Origin of the sequence: Vibrio algicola, from assembly GCF_009601765.2 — a bacterium.
Lineage (GTDB): Bacteria > Pseudomonadota > Gammaproteobacteria > Enterobacterales > Vibrionaceae > Vibrio > Vibrio algicola.
Window position 1 is genome coordinate 587,747 of record NZ_CP045700.1, and the last position, 20,421, is coordinate 608,167.

16 protein-coding genes and 2 pseudogenes are annotated in these 20,421 nt (G+C 40.8%); 8 read left to right on the forward strand and 10 right to left on the reverse strand.

Annotated features, from left to right (window positions below; all coding sequences use genetic code 11):
- Positions 1-8 precede the first annotated feature (8 nt).
- From GFB47_RS14310 to GFB47_RS14335, 6 genes are all read left to right on the forward strand, one after another.
- A complete protein-coding gene (locus GFB47_RS14310; protein ID WP_153449020.1) occupies positions 9-2,333 on the forward strand; it encodes a type I secretion system permease/ATPase in 2,325 nt (774 codons plus the stop codon).
- Positions 2,334-2,570: 237 nt separating this feature from the next.
- Positions 2,571-3,890, forward strand: coding sequence for a TolC family outer membrane protein (locus GFB47_RS14315; protein WP_153449021.1), 1,320 nt, complete (start codon positions 2,571-2,573; stop codon positions 3,888-3,890).
- Positions 3,891-3,899: 9 nt separating this feature from the next.
- The gene (locus GFB47_RS14320; protein ID WP_153448710.1) at positions 3,900-4,493 is read left to right on the forward strand and encodes an OmpA family protein; all 594 of its coding nucleotides are present in this window, start codon (positions 3,900-3,902) and stop codon (positions 4,491-4,493) included.
- A 59-nt stretch (positions 4,494-4,552) separates the two neighbouring features.
- The gene (locus GFB47_RS14325; RefSeq protein WP_218619111.1) at positions 4,553-5,212 is read left to right on the forward strand and encodes a transglutaminase-like cysteine peptidase; all 660 of its coding nucleotides are present in this window, start codon (positions 4,553-4,555) and stop codon (positions 5,210-5,212) included.
- A 58-nt stretch (positions 5,213-5,270) separates the two neighbouring features.
- Positions 5,271-7,133, forward strand: a complete 1,863-nt coding sequence (locus tag GFB47_RS14330; RefSeq protein WP_178306523.1) for a bifunctional diguanylate cyclase/phosphodiesterase — start codon at positions 5,271-5,273, stop codon at positions 7,131-7,133.
- A 109-nt stretch (positions 7,134-7,242) separates the two neighbouring features.
- Complete coding sequence (locus GFB47_RS14335) at positions 7,243-9,282, forward strand: bifunctional diguanylate cyclase/phosphodiesterase (RefSeq protein ID WP_153448713.1); 2,040 nt, start codon at positions 7,243-7,245, stop codon at positions 9,280-9,282.
- Positions 9,283-9,400: 118 nt separating this feature from the next.
- Here the strand turns inward: GFB47_RS14335 and GFB47_RS14340 are convergent, their stop codons facing one another.
- The 4 genes from GFB47_RS14340 to GFB47_RS14355 form a co-directional block, all read right to left on the reverse strand.
- Complete coding sequence (locus GFB47_RS14340) at positions 9,401-10,417, reverse strand: OmpA family protein (RefSeq protein ID WP_178306524.1); 1,017 nt, start codon at positions 10,415-10,417, stop codon at positions 9,401-9,403.
- Positions 10,418-10,595: 178 nt separating this feature from the next.
- Positions 10,596-11,207 carry an AI-2E family transporter gene (locus GFB47_RS14345; RefSeq protein WP_153448715.1) on the reverse strand — a complete coding sequence of 204 codons (612 nt, stop codon included), beginning with the start codon at positions 11,205-11,207 and terminating at the stop codon, positions 10,596-10,598.
- A gap of 26 nt (positions 11,208-11,233) precedes the next feature.
- The gene (locus GFB47_RS14350) at positions 11,234-13,708 is read right to left on the reverse strand and encodes a molybdopterin guanine dinucleotide-containing S/N-oxide reductase (RefSeq protein ID WP_153448716.1); all 2,475 of its coding nucleotides are present in this window, start codon (positions 13,706-13,708) and stop codon (positions 11,234-11,236) included.
- A gap of 13 nt (positions 13,709-13,721) precedes the next feature.
- Positions 13,722-14,816 carry a NapC/NirT family cytochrome c gene (locus GFB47_RS14355; RefSeq protein WP_153448717.1) on the reverse strand — a complete coding sequence of 365 codons (1,095 nt, stop codon included), beginning with the start codon at positions 14,814-14,816 and terminating at the stop codon, positions 13,722-13,724.
- Between the two features lie 267 nt (positions 14,817-15,083).
- Between GFB47_RS14355 and GFB47_RS14360 the strand changes: the two are divergent.
- Both GFB47_RS14360 and GFB47_RS14365 read left to right on the forward strand, forming a co-directional pair.
- Positions 15,084-15,704, forward strand: a pseudogene (locus GFB47_RS14360) (IS5 family transposase); the annotation flags it as partial.
- Positions 15,705-15,873: 169 nt separating this feature from the next.
- Positions 15,874-16,068: a hypothetical protein gene (locus GFB47_RS14365; protein WP_153448718.1), complete on the forward strand. Its 195-nt coding sequence runs from the start codon at positions 15,874-15,876 to the stop codon at positions 16,066-16,068.
- Between the two features lie 65 nt (positions 16,069-16,133).
- Here GFB47_RS14365 and GFB47_RS14370 read toward each other — a convergent pair whose 3' ends face one another.
- The 6 genes and pseudogenes from GFB47_RS14370 to GFB47_RS14395 all read right to left on the reverse strand — a co-directional run bounded on the left by GFB47_RS14370 (position 16,134) and on the right by GFB47_RS14395 (position 20,372).
- Complete coding sequence (locus GFB47_RS14370; protein WP_153448719.1) at positions 16,134-16,373, reverse strand: GlsB/YeaQ/YmgE family stress response membrane protein; 240 nt, start codon at positions 16,371-16,373, stop codon at positions 16,134-16,136.
- A gap of 325 nt (positions 16,374-16,698) precedes the next feature.
- Positions 16,699-16,860: pseudogene (locus GFB47_RS14375) on the reverse strand (L-threonine 3-dehydrogenase); the annotation flags it as partial.
- 90 nt (positions 16,861-16,950) lie between these two features.
- Positions 16,951-17,952, reverse strand: coding sequence for a contractile injection system protein, VgrG/Pvc8 family (locus GFB47_RS14380; protein ID WP_153448721.1), 1,002 nt, complete (start codon positions 17,950-17,952; stop codon positions 16,951-16,953).
- The gene (locus tag GFB47_RS14385; RefSeq protein WP_153448722.1) at positions 17,943-18,149 is read right to left on the reverse strand and encodes a tail protein X; all 207 of its coding nucleotides are present in this window, start codon (positions 18,147-18,149) and stop codon (positions 17,943-17,945) included. Before GFB47_RS14385 ends, GFB47_RS14380 begins: the two co-directional genes overlap by 10 nt.
- The gene (locus GFB47_RS14390) at positions 18,124-18,528 is read right to left on the reverse strand and encodes a phage tail protein (RefSeq protein ID WP_153448723.1); all 405 of its coding nucleotides are present in this window, start codon (positions 18,526-18,528) and stop codon (positions 18,124-18,126) included. The genes GFB47_RS14385 and GFB47_RS14390 overlap by 26 nt, the downstream gene beginning before the upstream one ends.
- Positions 18,529-18,539: 11 nt before the next feature.
- Positions 18,540-20,372 carry a phage tail tape measure protein gene (locus GFB47_RS14395; RefSeq protein WP_153448724.1) on the reverse strand — a complete coding sequence of 611 codons (1,833 nt, stop codon included), beginning with the start codon at positions 20,370-20,372 and terminating at the stop codon, positions 18,540-18,542.
- Positions 20,373-20,421: the final 49 nt, after the last annotated feature.

A 20,421-nucleotide genomic window follows, 5' to 3' on the forward strand; every position in this document is an offset into this window, starting at 1 on the left:
TGAACCCAATTAAAGATCCACTATTAAATTCTCTTGCTTACATTAGCCGTTATTATGGTCAAGCCAACTCACCAGACGCATTAGTTGCAGGCTTACCACTAAAAGATGGCTTACTTACTGTCCATTTATTTCCGCGCGCGGCTGAAATAGCCGGATTAAATGCCAAGTTAGATACACTGCCGCTTACCGATTTACCGCCATTGTTACTACCTGTAGTGGCATTACTTAAAAATAATGATGCTTGCGTGATCTTATCAATCGATTACGAAAAAAATGAAGCGGAAGTGATTTTATCTCAAAGTGATAGCAAGCAGGAATGGATCCACTTAGATGAGCTAAATCAGCAATATACTGGTCAGCTATTTTTGGTTAAAAAACGTTTTCGTTATGACGAACGCTCACCAGAAATGCTTAAAAACCGTGATGGTCACTGGTTCTGGAGCACATTGTATCAATCACGTAAAATTTATCGTGATGTTTTTGTTGCTTCTATTTTAATCAATATCTTTGCCGTGGGAGCACCATTATTCTCACGTTTAGTGTACGATAAAATTGTTCCCAACCTGGCTTATGACTCACTATGGGTCTTGTCTATCGGTGTATTTGTTATCTTTATCTTTGATTTTATTTTAAAGATGATGCGCAGCTACTTTTTAGATGTGGCCGGTAAGAAATCCGATATTTTGATCTCATCGAAAATCTTTAGCCATGTTATGGGTATCCGTCTTGAAGCTAAACCGCCTTCCGTGGGCGCTTTTGCTAAACATATGCAAGAATTTGAATCAATTAGAGATTTTTTCACTTCAGCCAGTGTCACAACTTTAATTGATTTGCCTTTTGCGATCTTCTTTATGATCGTCATTTACATGATTGCCGGACCATTAGCCTTAGTGCCATTGATCGGTGTGTTATTGCTAATTGGTTACAGTTTTGTAGTACAGCGCCCCTTGCGCCGTACTATCGAAGAAGGTTCACGCCTTGCTTCACAGAAAAATGCCAACTTAGTTGAGAGCTTAGCGGGTCTTGAAACGTTAAAAATGTTTGGCGCAGAAAGCCAATATCAATACCGTTGGGAAGAAGCCGTTGCTCACATGTCAAACTGGAGCTTAAAATCTAAGCGCCTAACCGACTCATTACAAAATGCCGCGGGATTCGTACAACAATTTTTGAATGTCGCCATGATTGTAGTCGGGGTGTATTTGATTGGTAATGGTGATCTAACAATGGGTGGTTTAATTGCCTCTACTATGTTAAGTGGTCGTGCTGTAGGGCCCATGATCCAAGTTGCGATGCTTTCAACTCGTTACAACCAAGCAAAATCGGCAATGGGCATTATTGATAAACTAATGCAAATGCCAACTGAGCAAGAAGAAGGCAAGCGTTACATTCATCGCCCGGTTATCCAAGGTAAGATTCAATTTGATAACGTCAGCTTTGCGTACCCAAATGCCACCTCCCCTGCATTGCGTGATATCAATTTAACCATTAATCCAGGTGAGCGTATTGGTATTATTGGCCGTATTGGTTCAGGTAAAACCACATTAGAGCGTATCTTAATGGGATTATACAAACCCACCGCTGGTACGGTATTAATCGATGACACTGATATGAATCAGCTACATCAAATTGATATTCGCCGTAACTTGGGCTGTGTACCACAAGACATTACTTTGTTTTATGGCAGTATCCGCGAAAATATCGCTTTAGGCCGCCCGTTAGCCAGTGATAAAGATATTATGCTTGCGGCAGAACGTGCGGGTGTGACTAACTTTACTCAACAAGATAGTGCGGGCCTTGAAAAGCAAGTCGGTGAAGGCGGCGCAGCACTGTCTGGTGGTCAGCGTCAATCGATTGCCATTGCTCGTGCATTTTTAGGTAATCCACCAGTTCTTATTATGGATGAACCAACCAGCAGTATGGATAACCGTTCTGAAATGTTTATAAAACGTCAAATGAAAAGCATTGCGGATGATGAAACCTTAATTCTTATCACCCATAAAATGAGTATGCTCGATATTGTCGATCGCTTAATCGTAATGGAACAAGGTAAAATTATTGCCGATGGTCCGCGAGACAAAGTTCTACAAGCTCTACGTGCTGGTAAGACGCAAAAATCAGAGCCTAAAAAAGACAACGCTTCAACACCAGAAGCTGCCACTACCGCAGCAAGTGCTCAAGACGCGCTCAAAAAAGCAGTAACCGAGCAGTTAGCAAACACAAACGTACCAATAACAGCAGAAAAAATCACTACTGCACCAGAGAATAAAGAAAAGCCAACACCAAAAGCTCAACAGAGCAAAGCTAATGTTGTCAGAAATGACAAACCAATCTAAGTATTAAAATACTGTTTAATTGATTTAATCCAACAGAATATTTACCAAACATATAACTTAGTTTACAATCATTTATTTCAACGTCGCCCAATTAATGAGATGAATAATTTTCAATTTTTACAAGAAGCGATATGATCAGTGTAAACAAGGTTCAAGGGCAGGACAGATCTTTTTTAGAGGTCTGATCTTATCTAAATCAATCCTTAAAGCTCGCGGTTTAGCATTAAGAGAGTAATGATGATCAAAAAAACACATATAACAAAATTAGCCATCTTAGTTGGCTGTCAATTGCTTGCAATACCTAGTTATGCACAATCTCTTGAACAAGCGATTGCGGCGACACTTATCAATAACCCAGACATAAGATCGTCTTATAACGAGTTTATGAGTAAGAACGAAGGGATCCGTCAATCCCAAGGTCAATATTTACCTTCTGTCGATCTCGAAGCCGGGGTCGGTTATGAAGATTACGATGATGATCCTAGTGGTACCAATGGTGATTTTAACCCTCATTACGCCCAAATCAGTATTCGACAGTTAATTTGGGATGGTTCGAGCACTTATAACGATATTCAACGTAATAAATCAGAAACTGAAGCCCAGCGTTATCAATTGCTGGCCGATGCTCAAGATACGGCGCTATCAACCGTTCAAGCTTATCTGGATGTAATTGAAGCGCAGCAAGTGGTTAAATTATCACAGGCAAATATTGAAGTGCATAACCGCATCTTAAAAGACATTCAAAAACGAACTGATTCAGGCCTAAGTTCCACTGCCGATTTAATTCAAGTACAAGGTCGTGTCGCTTCTGCCAATACCAATTTATTATCCGCGCAAAGTAATCTTAACGATAAAATTACTGCATTTGTACGCGTGACCGGTGAATACCCTAAAGATCTTAAAACACCACAAGTAGATGTCAATTTTCTACCAACAACATTAGAAGATGCGCTAAAAAAAGCGAAAGCGAATAATCCAACCCTGCATGTTGCTTATCACGATATTCTGGCGGCCAAATCACAGTACAACCAAGATACTGGTACTATGCTACCGACGTTCACAGTTGAAGGTTCACAGAAATTCGGTGACGAACTTGATGGCGATGACCGCAATGATGTCGATGAATTAAAAGTCATGCTAAAAATGAATTATAACTTATATAACGGCGGTAGCGATGCGGCTAAAGGCCGAGCGGCGGCTTATCAATTAACCAAAGCTAAAGATATTCGCGACAAAGCCTATCAAATGCTTGAACAAAGCACCCGTCTTTCATGGAGTGCTCGTGACCTAGCATCAGCTCAAGAAAAATATCTTGAACAGCATGTAGACTCTGCAGCGAAAACTATTATTGCCTATGGTAAACAATACAAAATTGGTAAACGTACTCTACTCGATTTACTTAACACTGAAAATGAACTGTTTGACTCTCGTAAAGCGTATTTAGCCGCTCACTATGATGGTGTGCTATCAAATTATCGTTTACTCAATTCCACTGGACTGCTACTCAATGCATTACGTGTTGCTATTCCAGAACAATGGACTAAATCAGTTAAGTAAGGACAGACTATGAAAACGTTAACGATCTCTTTAATGGTGCTGTTGCTTTCAGCATGTTCAGTGTTAGATGCCCCACCGCCTCCACTCGCCAATCAACAAAGTGATATTGGGGACGCTGATGCTGATGGAGTGATCAATGCACGAGATAAGTGCCTCAATACTCCTGCAAACGCTGTCGTTGACAACGATGGCTGTCCAGAAATCAAGGTTGTTACTGAACAGAAAAAATTGCATATTCTGTTTGCTAATGATTCTGATGAGATAACTCAACTCTATCTTGATCATATTAATGCTATGAGCCAATTTTTGGCTAAGTATCCAAAAACTTATATTGTGTTAAATGGCTATGCAAGCCCCGTTGGTCCTTCCGACCATAACCTCAACCTCTCTAGACGTCGTGCGGCGAATGTGTATAAAGCACTGATCAGCTCTGGAGTAGAAAGCGATCGTATACAAATAATTGGTTTTGGTGATAGTGAACCTGTTGCTGGCCAAACTAAGGAAGAAATTAATAAATTTAGCCGCCGGGTAACCGCCACTGTTGAAGGTATGGATAGTAGCGTCGTTGACAGTTGGACTATCTATGATAAACGTAAAGATTAACTCTGAACAACGCAAAGACTAAGACCTCTTGGCGAGATTTCCGTTGGCTTAAATGGGCTATCTTCTCTGTGTTGTTAATTTTATCGGTGAGGGCGATTGCTCTCACCGGTAGCGATAAACAACAAATTGATTTTAGCCGCCAAAACTTTGGCGAACGAGCTGGATTACGCGTCACCGCTTGGCGTAATCTCATTAATTCAATACAAACTTTATCCGAACAACAAAAACTCAATAAAATTAATGATTTTTTTAATCAATTGGTTTTTATCGACGATATTAAGTTGTGGGGGCAAAACGATTATTGGGCAACACCTATTCAATTTCTTGATGTGGGTGGTGGTGATTGTGAAGATTTTAGTATCGCTAAATACTCCAGCTTGCGAGAACTCGGAATCGCTGACTCTAAACTCCATCTTATCTATGTAAAATCGCTCACCTTAAACCAATTTCACATGGTGGTAGCCTACTATCAAACACCCAGTTCAATGCCTGTTATACTCGATAATATCGATGGTGAGATCAAACCAGCTAATCAACGTCAAGATTTAGTGCCTATTTACAGTTTTAACGCCAGTAAACTGTGGATCACCAAAAAACGTGAACGAAGCATAAACTCGATAGTCGCCGGTGACGCCTCAAACTTAAGCTTATGGAAAGATTTACAACAACGCAGTAAAAAACAAAATACTAAACACCCAATAATCAACTTGGATCAATAACACTATGAGCCTATATCAGCAATTTCTTTTATGGTTATCCCTTGTGCTTTTGGTGCTAATGACCACTGTGTTTGGTTTGCAATTCAACTCAACTCATACCTATCTTCAGCAGCAGCAAAAGATCGCACTCACTAATGCCATTAGTTCAATGAATATTGCCCTAACCCGATACATTAAAGATAAAGATAAAATAGGTATTGAGTCGGTGATTAATGCGACTTTTGACAGCGGTTATTATGACAATATTCATTTTGAGATGTTGGATAAAAGCCAAAAAATAGATCGTAAATACCAAGATGATACCAATATTGCCCCGACTTGGTTTCAAAAACTAGACTTATTTAAGAACTTAAAACAATCACAAGTATTGATGGATGGTTGGCTGCAAACCGCCACATTAACTGTCACCAGTAATGCCGATAACGCCTACGATGAATTATGGTCACTGACTATTTATTTACTGGCCGCGTTTATTGCCATTGCGATTGTGTCGGCTTTCTCTTTAGCCTTTATTTTAAAAGTCATGCTCAAGCCATTAAAAGATATTCAACAACGAGCTAACGAGATCAGTTCTGATCAATTTGGAGAGCCTATTCCATCGGTGAATACTCGTGAATTATCTGATGTGGTCCAAGCGATGAATCACATGAGTCAGCATATTGAAACCTATTACCAACAATCAGCTGAAGAAGCCCGCCGTCTTCGAATTCGTGCTTACCAAGATCCCGTTTCAGAATTAAGTAATCGTGATTTTTTTATTACTCAACTCGAACCTTGGTTAGATTCTGATAGCATGGACTATTGTGGCGTGTGCTTAATTCAGGTAGACAGCATTAATGATGCTTATGAAAATCAAGAATTTCAAAAAGCCGATCAACTGGTGAGAAGTTTATCGACCGTATTATCTAGACTCATGAGTGAGGAAAACACCTTAGCTCGCTTTAGTCGCTCTGAATTTATTCTGTTGATCCCTCATTGCCAACAAGACGACTTCGACCGTATTTCAAACAAAACATTAAAAATAGTCAAAGAGTTATCTTCCGATCCAAACACTGCAAGCTCAGCATCAATTGGTATGCTGATGATCCATGACCAAAACGATACTAAAACCGTCTTTAGCCAACTCGATAATGCGCTGACTCAAGCTCGTCAGCAAAGTGAGAATAGCACCTATCTTCTCGATACCAGTTCGATTTCACCTCAGTTCACCAAAGGGAAAATGGAATGGCAAAGCCTTGTCGAGCATGCAATCAACAATGGTCTAGTCAAGATCACACTGCAAGCCGCAATCGATAAGCAACAACAGCACATTCAACATGAAGTATTTGCGTATATTGAAATAGATGGCCTAATCTACAATGCGAATCACTTTATCACCGCATTGGAACAAACTCCGATTGCGGCCCAATTTGATGATCATATTCTATCCTTAGTAACTGAGTATCTTAATAACTCTATCGAACCCTCTCCTATCGCGGTCAATATCACGAAATATAGCATTAATGATGCTCAATTTATTGCTTCACTAGAAGATAAATTAGCCCATAATATTAATCTGCGTGAGTATTTATATTTCGAACTGCCTGAAATCAGTTTTATCAAGAAAACTCAAAGTACGAGGATTTTCACTCATCTTCTCAATAAATATGGCTTTAAATTTGGTATCGATCACTTTGGCCATAATTTCAGCTCACTTGAATACCTACATCAAGTTCGGCCACACTATGTCAAACTTGATTTAGCCTATACCAACCAGTTGGATGATCCGGCTAAATACGATGTACTTGCTTCCATTACTCGTATTGCAAATAACTTAAATATTCAAACAATTGCGACGCGAGTGGAAACGCAAGATCAGCTAGAACAGCTCGCTAATCTTAGTATTAGTGGTTTCCAAGGCTATATTACTGATGCCTCTTGATCTGAGTCATAAATAGCTATTCCTGTGCAGATAGATGCTATCTAATCGTAAGTAAACTCGATACAGTTATCACTCTCTGCTCTTCAAGCTAAATAAGTGTGAATACCGTATGACGTTATACCAACGACTCGTGACAGGGATGTTAGGCATCTTTTTAATTCTTATTTCTTCTGTCTTTATCACTCAATACAACACCGCTCGGCACTACCTTATAGAGCAACAAACTATTGGTGTTAATAATTTATTAACTGCGATGGTAATGGCGACTCTACCGCATCTTAGCACTCAAGATATTGATGGGACGAAAGCCGTCATCGATTCAATTTATAGACGCGGATTTCATGGTACTACCACACTAAACTTTTTGACTAAAAAGCGACTATCTCAGGCTATATCGACTCAAAATCAAGACTCTCAAAATAACGGTCTTAAAAACACGCCATTAACTTGGCATGACCCACATCCACCACTTTCACCTCCTCAATGGTTTCGTTCTTTGGTTAAAATTAACCCCGTCACCGCACAATCTGATGTGGTATGGAACAATACAGCTATCGCTAGCATAGAAATCACTGGCAGTTCTCATAACGCCTACTCAAAACTGTGGAAAGCCACCACTCACCTCTTTATCAACATGCTTATCGTGTTTATTATTGGGGTATTGTTACTTGCGGTGTTCCTACGTCAGTTACTCTCTCCTCTTATAAAGTTGCAACAAAAATCGAATGCTATCGCGCAGCAGCAATTTGGTGAGGCTATTGCTTTACCTGCCGCAAAAGATCTTCGTACCCTTGTCACTAGTTTCAATTTTATGAGTCAAAAAATCAAAAGTCATCTTGAACAAAAAGCGCACGAAAATGAACAGTTGCGAAAAATTGCTTATCAAGACCCAATCACACAATTAGGCAATCTAGATTATTTAAAAGCCAAATTTACTGGTTCTACTCATAGCCGCTCCACTCTAGGTGGGCTGGTTTTATTACGATCTAACCTGATTTCACAACACCTCGAAGAAAATAATATCGATTCGGCTATTACTGATGGTTTCGATCTCGAGAATATCGCGAACGCTGAGTCTCTCTCTCGTCTTCTGGCCCAACGCTTATCCAGCCTTTTGGATGATAACTCTACCATTGCTAGTATCAGCCACTATGAATTTGTCATCATAACAACGCACTGTTGTGCTCAACGTTTAAATGATCTAGCAGAAAAAATGATGCATTTAGCGAACAACTTACAATCTGACCCTTTTAGAATTAGCACCCAACATACGATGCTCGGCCTAGTAATAAACTCAAAAAATGATGATATTAGTAATATGTTACATAAGGCAAAGATAGCGATTCAAGAAGCCAGTTTAGTTTCAGGAAAATCGATTGCTTTGTTTGATCAAGACAGTAATCCAGATCTGAAGATCCGCACCAAGCAAGAATGGAAGCAATTAGTCAAAAACGCTGTCAATCAACGACAGATCAAACTGCACACTCAATATGTGATAAACCGCCAACATCAACCAATACATCAAGAAATATTTGCCTATATCGAGCAAGGTGATGAACGATTTTCAGCCGCGCAATTTATTGATTCAATTGAGTATGAAACAGAGGGTTTATTGCTCGACATGCATGTACTAGAATTGGTATTTGTGCGCCTTAGTTCAGCGGTTAATATTGAAGCTGTCACGGTCAATATCAGCATTTATAGCATCAATAGTGATAATTTCTTACGTTGGCTTACAAGCAAACTTCAAAGCCATCCACACCTATCTGAGCAGCTTATTTTCGAGCTCCCGGAAAATGCATTCATCGATTATCCCGCCAGCGCTCAACAGCTATGTGACGTACTTGCACAATATCAATATCAATATGGTATTGATAAGTTTGGCCGTAATTTTAGTGCGATTCGGTATTTAAACCAATTTAGCCCGAGTTACGTCAAACTCGATTTTGCTTACACCATCAATATCGATCAGCAGCAACAAACCGATGTCCTTAACGCTATTTTACGCATTGCAGACCGCCTGATGATTAAAGTGATTGCCACGCAGATCGAAACCAGTCAGCAGCTTGAACAATTGGCAGAATTCTCCCTCTATGGCTACCAAGGTTTTGTTACCGCTCAACTATTACAAGTCGAGCATCAGAATTGATATTCACACCCTCGTTAAACACATATAAAAAAGCGCCAAATCAATGACGCTTTTTATCTTTAATATCAGAGCCTAAGCATTAAACTTGAACTTAAAACTTTATTACTCATTGGCCTGATTATTGAAAGATTATTTCAACACGGCGGTTTTTCGCTCGGCCTTCTTCAGTGCTATTATCAGCAACTGGCGATTTAGCTCGCATACCTTCGGTCATAATACGATCAGAAGCAATGCCATGTGACTCCAGATACTCGGCGGTATTTTTTGCTCGCTGTTTTGACAGTACTTTCTGCTCAGCAATGGAATTTGCAGAGTTTGAAGTATAACCGGTTATCGTAACGGTTTGTTCTGGATGAGCATTGAGTTGATCGACTACCGTTTGCAAAGTAACGTAACTGTCTAGTGAAATTTCATCGGATTTTTCTGCAAAATTAACCGTCACTAAAGTCATTGACGTATTATTTTTTTCAACTTGTACTGGCGCGGCAACGTCTTTGTAGTCTCCAACTTGATCTTGTTCAATCTGTTCCATAGAAATAGGAGCTGCAAGAACAGGCTCTTTATAAGCATCTTGTCCGAACATATAAATAATACCAAATGTTACGTAATTGACATCACCTCTGCTTTTATAATGGTCATACTCACCTATATTATCGAACCATTGATATTCGGCGCGCAGTCGGACACTCTGGCTAATATGATATTCAATACCGGTACCTAACATTAATGAGACATTATCAGCATCTGGGAGTTTTACATCGTTATAAGAACCACCAATTTTACCAAATAAGTTCCAATTGTCAGACAGGTACCAATCCCCCTTAAAAGAGAGTTCAACGTTTTGGCTTTTGACTTTATCGTACTTAGAACTACCTGTATGTTTATCATTACCAAAATAGTTATAGCCCCCTTCAATCGCAAGCCAATTACTAATTTGATAACCGACTAAGCCACTGCCCCCCCAGGCATCATTATCGCAAGATTCACCTGATTGACAGTTTGAGTCAAAGTTGGTCCAACCCGTTTTGGCGCCAAGATAAAGAGTATTATTTTCGACAGTATTATCAGCATAAGCAGAACTTGCAGCAAAAGTAAGTGCAGCAAAAATAGAGCAAGATAGAAGACTTATTTTCATATTAGTTACCATATTATATGTGAATGGCTTATTAAAATAATGAGTATTAGTGAAGGTTAAATAGTTGCGCCCTAGAAATCAACTAATACACAACTTATCCTAATAAAATTAGAGCTATACCCATCACATAAGATGCTATCTTCAGGTATAGTCGGCTAATCCTATTTATATGACTATATTATAATGATTCTTCATTATTCTCGCCTAACCATATCGTCAATACACCCCACCATAATGCAAGTACCACCGCGCCTAAAAATAAGCCGATAATACCCGCATACATCATACCTCCCAAAGAACCAATGATAATCACAGGCATTGGAACCGAGATCCCTCTCCCCATTAGAAGTGGTTTTAAGATATTATCCGACAAACCTGCAACGATCCCCCAGATGGTAAAAATCAAAAACGAAGTCGTGTCTGCAGTAAAGTACATGTACCCGATTAAAGGGGCTATAGCTAAAATAGCCGGCAGTTGAGCAATACATAACACCAGAATGATAATGGTAAATAAGCCTGCCGCAGGAATGTGGAAAGTAAACATGGCTGCACTAATAATAGCGGTTTGAATAAACGCAACCCCTATCACTCCAACCAATACACTACGGATGATTTTTGCCGTCATTTCAGCCCATTCTGAGCCATGCTCACCGGCACTACGTTCAAAAATAGTAACAACAATTTTGGCGATAGGCTGGCTCGCCACCATAAACACACCAGCAATAATTAATGAAATGACAAACATTAGGACACAAAAAAACCGAACATCATCATAACGTTCGGTTTTCATTTTTCTATAAACTACTTTAGAGCAAATTACGCACCTTTTGGTGGCTCAAATGCTTCCATCGGCAGAGCTTCACCTATCCATTTCTCAATTTTCACTAATGCAGAGTTGGCGGCACAACCATTACTTAAACGTGACGCTGGAATATCGAGAGTTAACACATTCGATCCACCATTACGGTCAATGCCCGTTTTCGGGTCAAAGTCAGGCCAAGCACCTTCATGGATACAAACACTGCCTTGTTTGATGCCATCTGTTACTTTTGCACCAACTAAGACTTGACCACGTTGGTTAAATGCACGGACTAAGTCACCATCTTTAATACCACGAGATTTTGCATCTTGGGGATGAATGACAATAGGTTCGCGATTAGCCACAGCATCTTGTTTGCGAATATCGGCATAGTTAAATTGACTGTGCAAACGTACTGCTGAGTGCGCAGTCATTAATTGCAACTCACCATCTTTAGCATTACCCGTATATTCAGTCGGTTCTAACCAAGTTGGGTGTGCTGGACAATCTGGTAAATTATAACTGGCTAAGGTTTTTGAATAGATCTCAATTTTACCACTTGGCGTACCGAGTGGGTTCATGATTGGATCTTTTCTGTACTCGGCAAAACGAACAAACTTGGCGTTTTCTTCATTCCAGTTCATTTCAAACTCTTTATTCTGTTTCCAGAAATAAGTAAAGTTTGGCATTGGAACACGAGCGTTACGTCCACCTTTTTGCGCAATCTTATAGAAGTGGTTTAACCATTCCATTTCATCGCGCCCCTCACGATAAGCTGAACTGCCGCCTTTAAATAGCATTTCAGACAATTCGGAGAATACATCAAAATCACTCTTCGCTTCACCTTGCGCAGCAACAACTTGCTTCATTGGTGCGATATATTGGCTGCTGTAATCACCAACCATGGTTAAGTCATTTCGCTCAAAGCTAGTGGTAATTGGGAAAACGATGTCGGCATGTTTTGCCGCTGCGGTCCAATATATTTCAGACACCACTGATAATTCAAGACTTTGCCACGCACGCGCTAAGCGGTTGGTATCTTGATGCTGAGTAAAGTTACCGCCACCACACCACCAAATCATCTTAGTGTCAGGGAACGTTAACGTATGGCCATTATGTTGATACTGCTTACCTGGATTTTCCAAGGCTTCCGTAATACGCGCAACTGGGAAAGCATTAACCACCCCTTCGCCATTATTAAGCCAAGAACTGGTATCCCCACCTTCCGATGCTCCAGTATTAATGCTTGATGAAATTGACGGTAAAATACCAGCATCACGCGCAGGATTACCACCATTTGAATAGTGGTAAGAGAAACCAAAGCCACCACCAGGCAGACCAATCTGACCCAGCATTGCCGCTAGAGTGGTGATCATCCAGTGACGTTGCTCACCAAATTGTTGGCGCTGCATACCCCAACCGGCCATTAACATGGTGCGATTTTTAGAGAAGATCTCTGCTAGTAATTCAATTTGCTTGGCTGAGACACCGGTGATTTTTTCAGCCCAAGCTGAATCTTTTACCACGCCATCAGTTTTACCTAACAAATAATCATTAAATTTATCAAAACCATGTGTGTATTTCTCAATAAACTTAGTGTCGTGTTTATTGTTTTTCACTAAGGTATGCCCGATACCCATTGCCAATGCCACATCGGTCATTGGGTTTGGTGCGATCCATTGAACATTTTCACCGAAGAAATCAATGGTTTCAGAACGCATTGGATCAATCGCAATAACGGTTTTGCCCGATTTTTTCAGTTGATGGAAAAACTCAAGACCTTGGCCATCTGCCGCAGTCCAAGCAATCTCTAGGGTATTAATTGGGTTCATTCCCCAAAGTACTACTACTTCTGAGTGCTCCATGACCACAGGGTAAGTGGTTTGTTGCTCATACACTTCTATCGAGCCAACCACATACGGCATAATAACTTGCGCCGCACCGGTAGAGTAATCCCCTAGTGAGCCACTATAACCACCAGCCAGTCCCATATAACGCTGTAATAAGGTACGAGCATCGTGCAGAACACCACTCGAGTGCCAACCGTAAGAACCTGCAAAAATTGACTCTGCGCCATGCTGTTTACGAATACGCATGTGTTGTTCATGAGCCAATTTATAAGCTTGCTCCCATGTCACTTGTACGTATTCATCTTTACCGCGCACACCTTGTGGGTTTTCCGGATTAGCTAAGTAACCTTTACGCACCATCGGGTGCTTGATGCGAGCTTTAGTATGAACTTGAGAAGGCCCAGTACTTTGCAGATGATTGACCACGGTTTGTGGTAAAGCGTTTGTGGTTGATACTAGTTTGCCATCTTTAACTTCTGCCAGTAATACACCCATACGGCCAGCGGTCATGATTTTGCCATCGGTACGACCAATTTTAGGCTCTGCTGCCATTGACGGTAGCGGCACGATCGATGCGATAGCCATAGCACCAGCGGTTGCGCCAGAGCCTTTTAAGAATTTACGACGTGAAATATTAGACATGTTCACTCACTCCTTATTGTTCTGATTTAACAACGTCTTTTGCGTTGTTTTGTAAAAACTTAGTTAGGATTTCTAGATTAAGATCTGAGATATCCGTACGGCTACCCATGGTCTTCACAACCGGTCCCCATGCATTCACAGTAAAGTGCTTTGGTGGGATCTTGGCATGACACGTTGAACAATAAGTGCTGTCTAACTTTTCACCATACTTCCAAATTTCTTTATTTGAATCTAAAACCGGAGCATTGATCTCACCGGTTAAACTCGCGCTACGCCATTCATTACCGTACGCATCTTTCGAACTTGCGCCCAACTTAAGCATTTTTTGACCGGCTTCCGATACACTTGCCAAAATTGAACGTTGGCCATTGCCAAGATAAATCACCGATTCTGCGCCTTTCATTTGGTAACCAGAAACCGTCACTGTGCGCTTATCACCATCCGTTTTTTCAACTTTAAGTTCAACGGTAGGGTTGATCGTTGCCAGTTCGCCCATCTTAATAAAATCAAGTGGGTATACTTGCGCCGCATCTTTCGGCGTTGATTTGGCTAAATCGTATAAATGATCAAAAGCCGAAGTATCAAGTTTAACTTGTGGCGTCATGTGAGCCACACCTTTGTGACAATCGATACAAGTTTGACCCTCTTTTTGCGCTGAAATATGCATTTCACGTGCGCCTTTCGGTTGGTCATACAATTCCATTGCATTGAAGCTATGACAAGAACGACACGTAGCAGAGTCGTTCGCTTTTAGCTGACTCCATACCGTCTGAGCCATTTCTAAACGGTGCGCTTCATATTTTTCGTCGGTATCAATCTTACCGGTTACGAACTCATGATAGATATCTTTCGAGGCACGGATTTTAGTGATCAAGTAATCCACTGGTTGGTGCGGAATATGACAATCGGCACATTCTGCGCGGATACCTTTGCTATTACTAAAGTGAACTGAACCTTGGTACTCATGAAGGGGTTTTTGCATAGTGTGGCACGACACACAAAATTCAGTGGTTGATGTCGCATGTAACACTGCTTGAGTACCACCTAACGTGGCCCAGCCAATCGCGACACCGATCAAAACGATGAGTGCAATATATCTTTTTTTCATTATTATTTTCCTTATAGCGGCAAACAAGATAATTTCGATGCAAAACTACCACCTAAGGATAGGATCTAAAAGTAGAAATATACAAATAAGAGAGTTTAATACTAATTAGTTAAACTGATGAGAATAACAATACTTCTTACTATTAATGGCTTTGTTGCGTAATTCGATGGAACTAAATGTGAAACTGACGATCAGATCGTTTACTCCCCACTAAACCATCGATATTCATGCCAAAACCTCGTTATAAGACCAAAAACTGGAAGTTAAGAGGTTGAAGTCTCATTCAAAACGAAAGCTCGTGGCACGATACAACACTTAGCTATTGATTCTACTGGCCTCAAGGTTTACGGCGAGGGTGAATGGAAAGTCAGGAAACATGGAACTGATGGGAAGCGCCGGATCTGGCGTAAGTTACATATAGGTGTTGATGTCGTTACTCATGAAATTATTGCGGCAGGACTCACTTTCTCGAATGTCAGTGACGGAGACGTTCTACCTAATTTACTAAAGCAAACACGTCGAAAGATCTTAAAAGTATCAGGCGATGGTGCTTACGATACTCGACAATACTATGAAGCCATTCGTATCAAAAAAGCCACCCCACTTGTGCCCCCAAGACTTGGTGCAGTCTTTTGGGAAAAGGGACATCCACGAAATTTATCCGTCGGGTTTCAACAGTTTTATGGTTCTAATAAGCAGTGGAAAACACGGTTTGGGTATCATAAAAGGTCAATTTCAGAAACGGCAATGCATCGAGTGAAAAAGCTATTGGGCGGAACACTCAGCTTAAGAAATTATAATGCCCAAGTTGGGGAAGCTTACGCAATGATCAAAGCTTTAAATAAACTAACAGGGCTAGGTATGCCTAAAACTTACCGAATTGATTGAAATAATACCATTCTAGTGTTGTCACCTCTAAATTTGAATTACGCAACAAAGCCACTACATATGAGTAACATTTTGTTGAACTTAATTTTCATTTTTAACTAGTGTGTAAATTAGATGTTACGCGTATTGTTACACCACACCTTACATTTTGTTACATCTAGGAGATAGCATGAAAGTACTTGTTGAATACACCCAAGCAGGACTGTATAAAGATCAAACTTGGGGTGCACCAATCAAACGCAAGAAAGGCCAATTACAAGCGGTGGAACCGGCCTTTGCCGCCACCTTAATTAAAACCCAAAAAGCATGCCTACGTACTGATATTGATGGCGAGATTATTATTAGCCACGGCAGTCATCATTAAGCTTGACCTATAAAAAAGCTCCTCAGTTATCAATCATCGCTGAGGAGCTAAAATTTCTATAGGCTTCAAGACTTTACTACGCGGGATATATACAACAATATAACAGCACCGACTGTCGCGGTCACTATCGAGCCGATCAAACTACCCGAAGATAAACCAAGCAAACTAAACGTCAACCCACCGATCACCGAACCCACAATCCCGATGACAATATTACCAATCAAGCCAAATCCGGTGCCTTTCATTATTTGTCCAGCAAGCCACCCTGCTATCGCACCTATAAATAAAAACATAATCACTGACATTTAACACTCCTTTCATATCATTATCCTATTGTCTTAAGCTTAGCTAACAAAACTGTAGAGTAATATAAATATGCCAACAAAATTTGTAGTGAATGGCTCATCGAACCCAACAAGAAGGAATCGGATCGGGTTTGGAATAAACTGTTAAAGGTTCAAAATAAGAAGTGATATTGAAAGCCCCAAAATTGCTTTGGGGCTTTTTTATTTTAGCTGTGGGACTAAATTGGGGCTTTTTCTGGGGCTAAATAGGGCAAAACCCTCCACTTTACTGTTTTTATAAACAGTGTTAAATATTTAGCTTTTTAACTCCATAAGTCACCAATTTTTACTTAGTCCAATCTAAGATAACTTTGCCAGAAAGCCCACTACGCATAGCGTCAAAGCCTTTTTGGAAGTCATCCACACTGAAATGGTGGGTGATAATTGGGGTTAGATCTAAGCCGGATTGAATGAGGCTTGCCATCTTGTACCAAGTTTCGAACATGTCAGGCATGAGATTCATATAGGCTTTTATTTTCAATGACTTATCAATATGCAATCTTATCATGGGGCGTATATGGGGCTTTTATAAAATCAATCACTTAACCCCATGATCCCCACTCAAACGAATCGACATCCCTGCATCATTTAATGACCATTCAACCGACGTTGTTCGCCACTTACCGTCTTCAATATCACCAAAGTCTTCTAAAATGAAGTGCCCTTCTGCAATCAACTGAATAAGATCTGGTGTGGCTGGCATGGTGATATCCATCGTGTCACTGCCTGATGTTACGCTTTTAGATCTTGCTTGAACGGCAGCTGTGGCTTCAGCATAGTTAGGGTATTTATACACAATTCTAAATTCAGGTAACCCGGTACCAACCGATACTTCCTTGGTTTCACCAGTGGCCACATCGTTATATTCTGCAATCACTCGCTTGGCTTGTGTTCTGCTGCCAAATTGCCCTTGCCAATTACTGACGTTTTCAGGCTTTAGAGTAATGCTTTTCAGTTCCTTTCCTGATGCGCTCTTCCCTTCCCCATCTTTCAAGAATAACCAATACCCATTCGCCGGCTTACTGACTGCAGAATAGTTTTGAGCTAATCGACTTAATAGGTTCATGTCAGATTCGTTCACCTGATCTAAATGCTCAATGTTTATGTTGGCTAAATCAGAACTAACCTTAGCGATTAAACCATGATCATTTGCAACGGTTTTCACAACGTCACCAAGGCTAACATCATCCCAAGAACGAGTCTTTTGTGATTGCAATACACCAGACTGTTTAGCGTTATTCATTGGCGCAGCACTGGCGGTAAATTGAATTTTTCTTGGCGGTCCACTTGGGCTGATCTCATCAACCACAAATTGCCCTTTATCTACCAATTCACCATTGAAGCCTAGCCCTAATTTAATGACAGCGCCCTTTGGTGGGGTTTTCATATTGTTAGGTGCAGAAATAGCAAAAGAAAGGCGGTCTGATTGTTTGCCTGAATTATCGGTATAACTGAGGCTAATGAGGTTTTTACGGATGGATTCGGTAATGTCGGTACCATTAGCGATCAGTTGAAAATCTGGCTTGTAACCTAATCCCATAAGCTTTCAGCCTCTACTTCTGTTTGAATACTAATATCCGGTAACTCGATAACTAAGCCACTCGGTAAAATGGTACCGTATTCCGCTAAATTCATATTCTCATCTAGCACTTTCTCTACTACGCTGGTTGTGCCGTAATGCTTCCAACAAATGTAATCGAGCACATCACCATCACGGGTTCTGTAAGTCGTCGCCATAATATTTAAGCTCCATAGTGAAAGACTGACGCTTAGGATCGCCTCCTGGTATAAATTTTGAGTTAACAGCATTCAATGCAGTTATTACCCAATATCCAAGAACGCCACCTTCACCAGATGTGAGTAACTGAGGCTCTTGTAAGTCGCCCAATTCGGCTAAGGTTTCAAGTTGCTTGGTACCAACACTGTAAATGGTTGTAGCGATTTGCCCGCTTAATGAAATAGCGTTCGCAGCTTTACCTGTATTTTGCAGTAAATCGTTACGGCCAACACGAGATTGTTCCTGCCAACGCCATTCCCATTTTTGAGTTAACTCGTTATAAGCAGCAGTTGATATGGAAAATTGGAAACTCCCCAATGTAAGCATGACCTGTGACATAAATAGCTTCCTTATTGTGGGATGTCACTTAACAGGCTGTTTTCGTAACCCGTCATCTTCTTATGAACGGCTTGCGCCACTTCTTGCGGGGATTGTCCTGGTGCTGCATTTACTTGGATGGTACCAATAGTGGTTTGATTACCAGAACGGTTAGCATATTGAGCGCCCTGTAATGCAGCGCCATATCGGCTAGTGGGTAAAGCGGTGTTGTTGCCTTGGGCATAAGATGAAGGTGAAGCTTGTGGGTTATCACTGTTTTCGTCATCACCCCAAAACTTTAATTTACCCGCTAGGTTTTTAGCTGTGTCCCATACTGCAGTGATTTTTTGTAACCCTGAGTCAAACATCGATCCGATAGAGCCCCATAAGTCACTAAAAAAATCCTTTATTGGCTCCCAATTATTGACAACCATACCCAACGGAGACCAATCAAATAGAGTTTTTATAACATTAAAGGTTGCCGGAAATTCGGTGCTAAACCAATTTAACGTCCCTTTAAACCATTGTGTAACAGAATCCCAGTTTGTATAAAGTTGGTAACCTGCATAGATCAACGCACCGACAGCAGCAACAACTAAACCTATTGGGTTGGCAGCCATAACCACATTTAAACCAGCTTGAACAGTTGTCGCGGCTTTAAGCATTTGAATCATTTTATAACCAGCAGTGACAAAACTACTAATACCAACAACGACTTTTGCCGCCATTAATGAGCCAATAATAGTAAGTATATTCTTCCAGCCACCCAGCATATCCACCGAGCTAGAAATAAAACCAGAGACTGTTTTTATCCCTTTGCCAAAGGATTCTAATGCTGTTACTGCTTTGGGGATCGCTTCTGTGGCCCATTCACCAAAACTTTTAGCCCAACCATTTATTGTTTCTCTATTTTCACTCGCCCATGATGTAAATTTTTTCATCATATTGGTGAAAACTGGCATTAACTGAGCCGATACAACTCGCGTAATACCTTTGATCGTTAATTGTGTATCTAGCAGCGCATCATCAAAACTTTCGGCACCTTCATGTGCACCTTTATTTAATACCCAACCGAGTCGATCTGCTTCTTCTTTATATTGCTTTAACCCTTTAGACCCATCCTTTAGCATATTGGTCATAGCGGTACCTTTAAGACCAAAGATCTCAAAGGCTACTTGGTTACGATATGCGGCATTTTCTACACCATTTAATCTATCGGCTAATAAATCCATTTTATCGGCGGTCGATAAATTGGCTAAGTCCTCTTGCGCTAGCCCTAATGCTTCAAGTGCTTTTTTTGCAGGGCCACCAGCCGTTTGTGCAAAATTAGCGGTACGACGGGTCATTTTCTCAACGGCGCCATTAAGCTGCTCCGTTGTTACACCAGAACGCTCTGCCGCATACTGATAGCCTTGGAGTGTTTCAATGGGCAAGCCAATGCTGTCTGCCAGCTTTTTTGAGCCGTCCATGGTTTCAGCTTGTGCTTTCGTGATCGCAAATAATGAACCAACGACGGCGGTCGAGGTAGCCACAACAGTTGCACCAACTGCAGTAATACCAACCGCGGCACTTTTTAACTTTCCACCAAAATTTGAAACCGAGGCAAGTTGTTTTTGTTTACGACGAGCTTCATCTAGCTCTTTACCTAGACGATCATATTTATTGGTTAAAAACTCAACATTCGCCCCAGCCAATTTAGATTTCTTAATCTCTTTATTGAGCTTGGCCTGTTCACGCTCTAACGTTTTAACTGATTTTGTAGCTGAGCCTAGTTGCTTATTAAGTGCCCCGGTCACACTTTTAAACGAGCCATCAACTGCGCCGCCTAGTGTAACAACCGCTTTAAGATTTTGAGTTGTTGCCATGATCACCTCTAGGCAAGAGTTCTATAAATTCAAGAAAGGTTTGAAATGG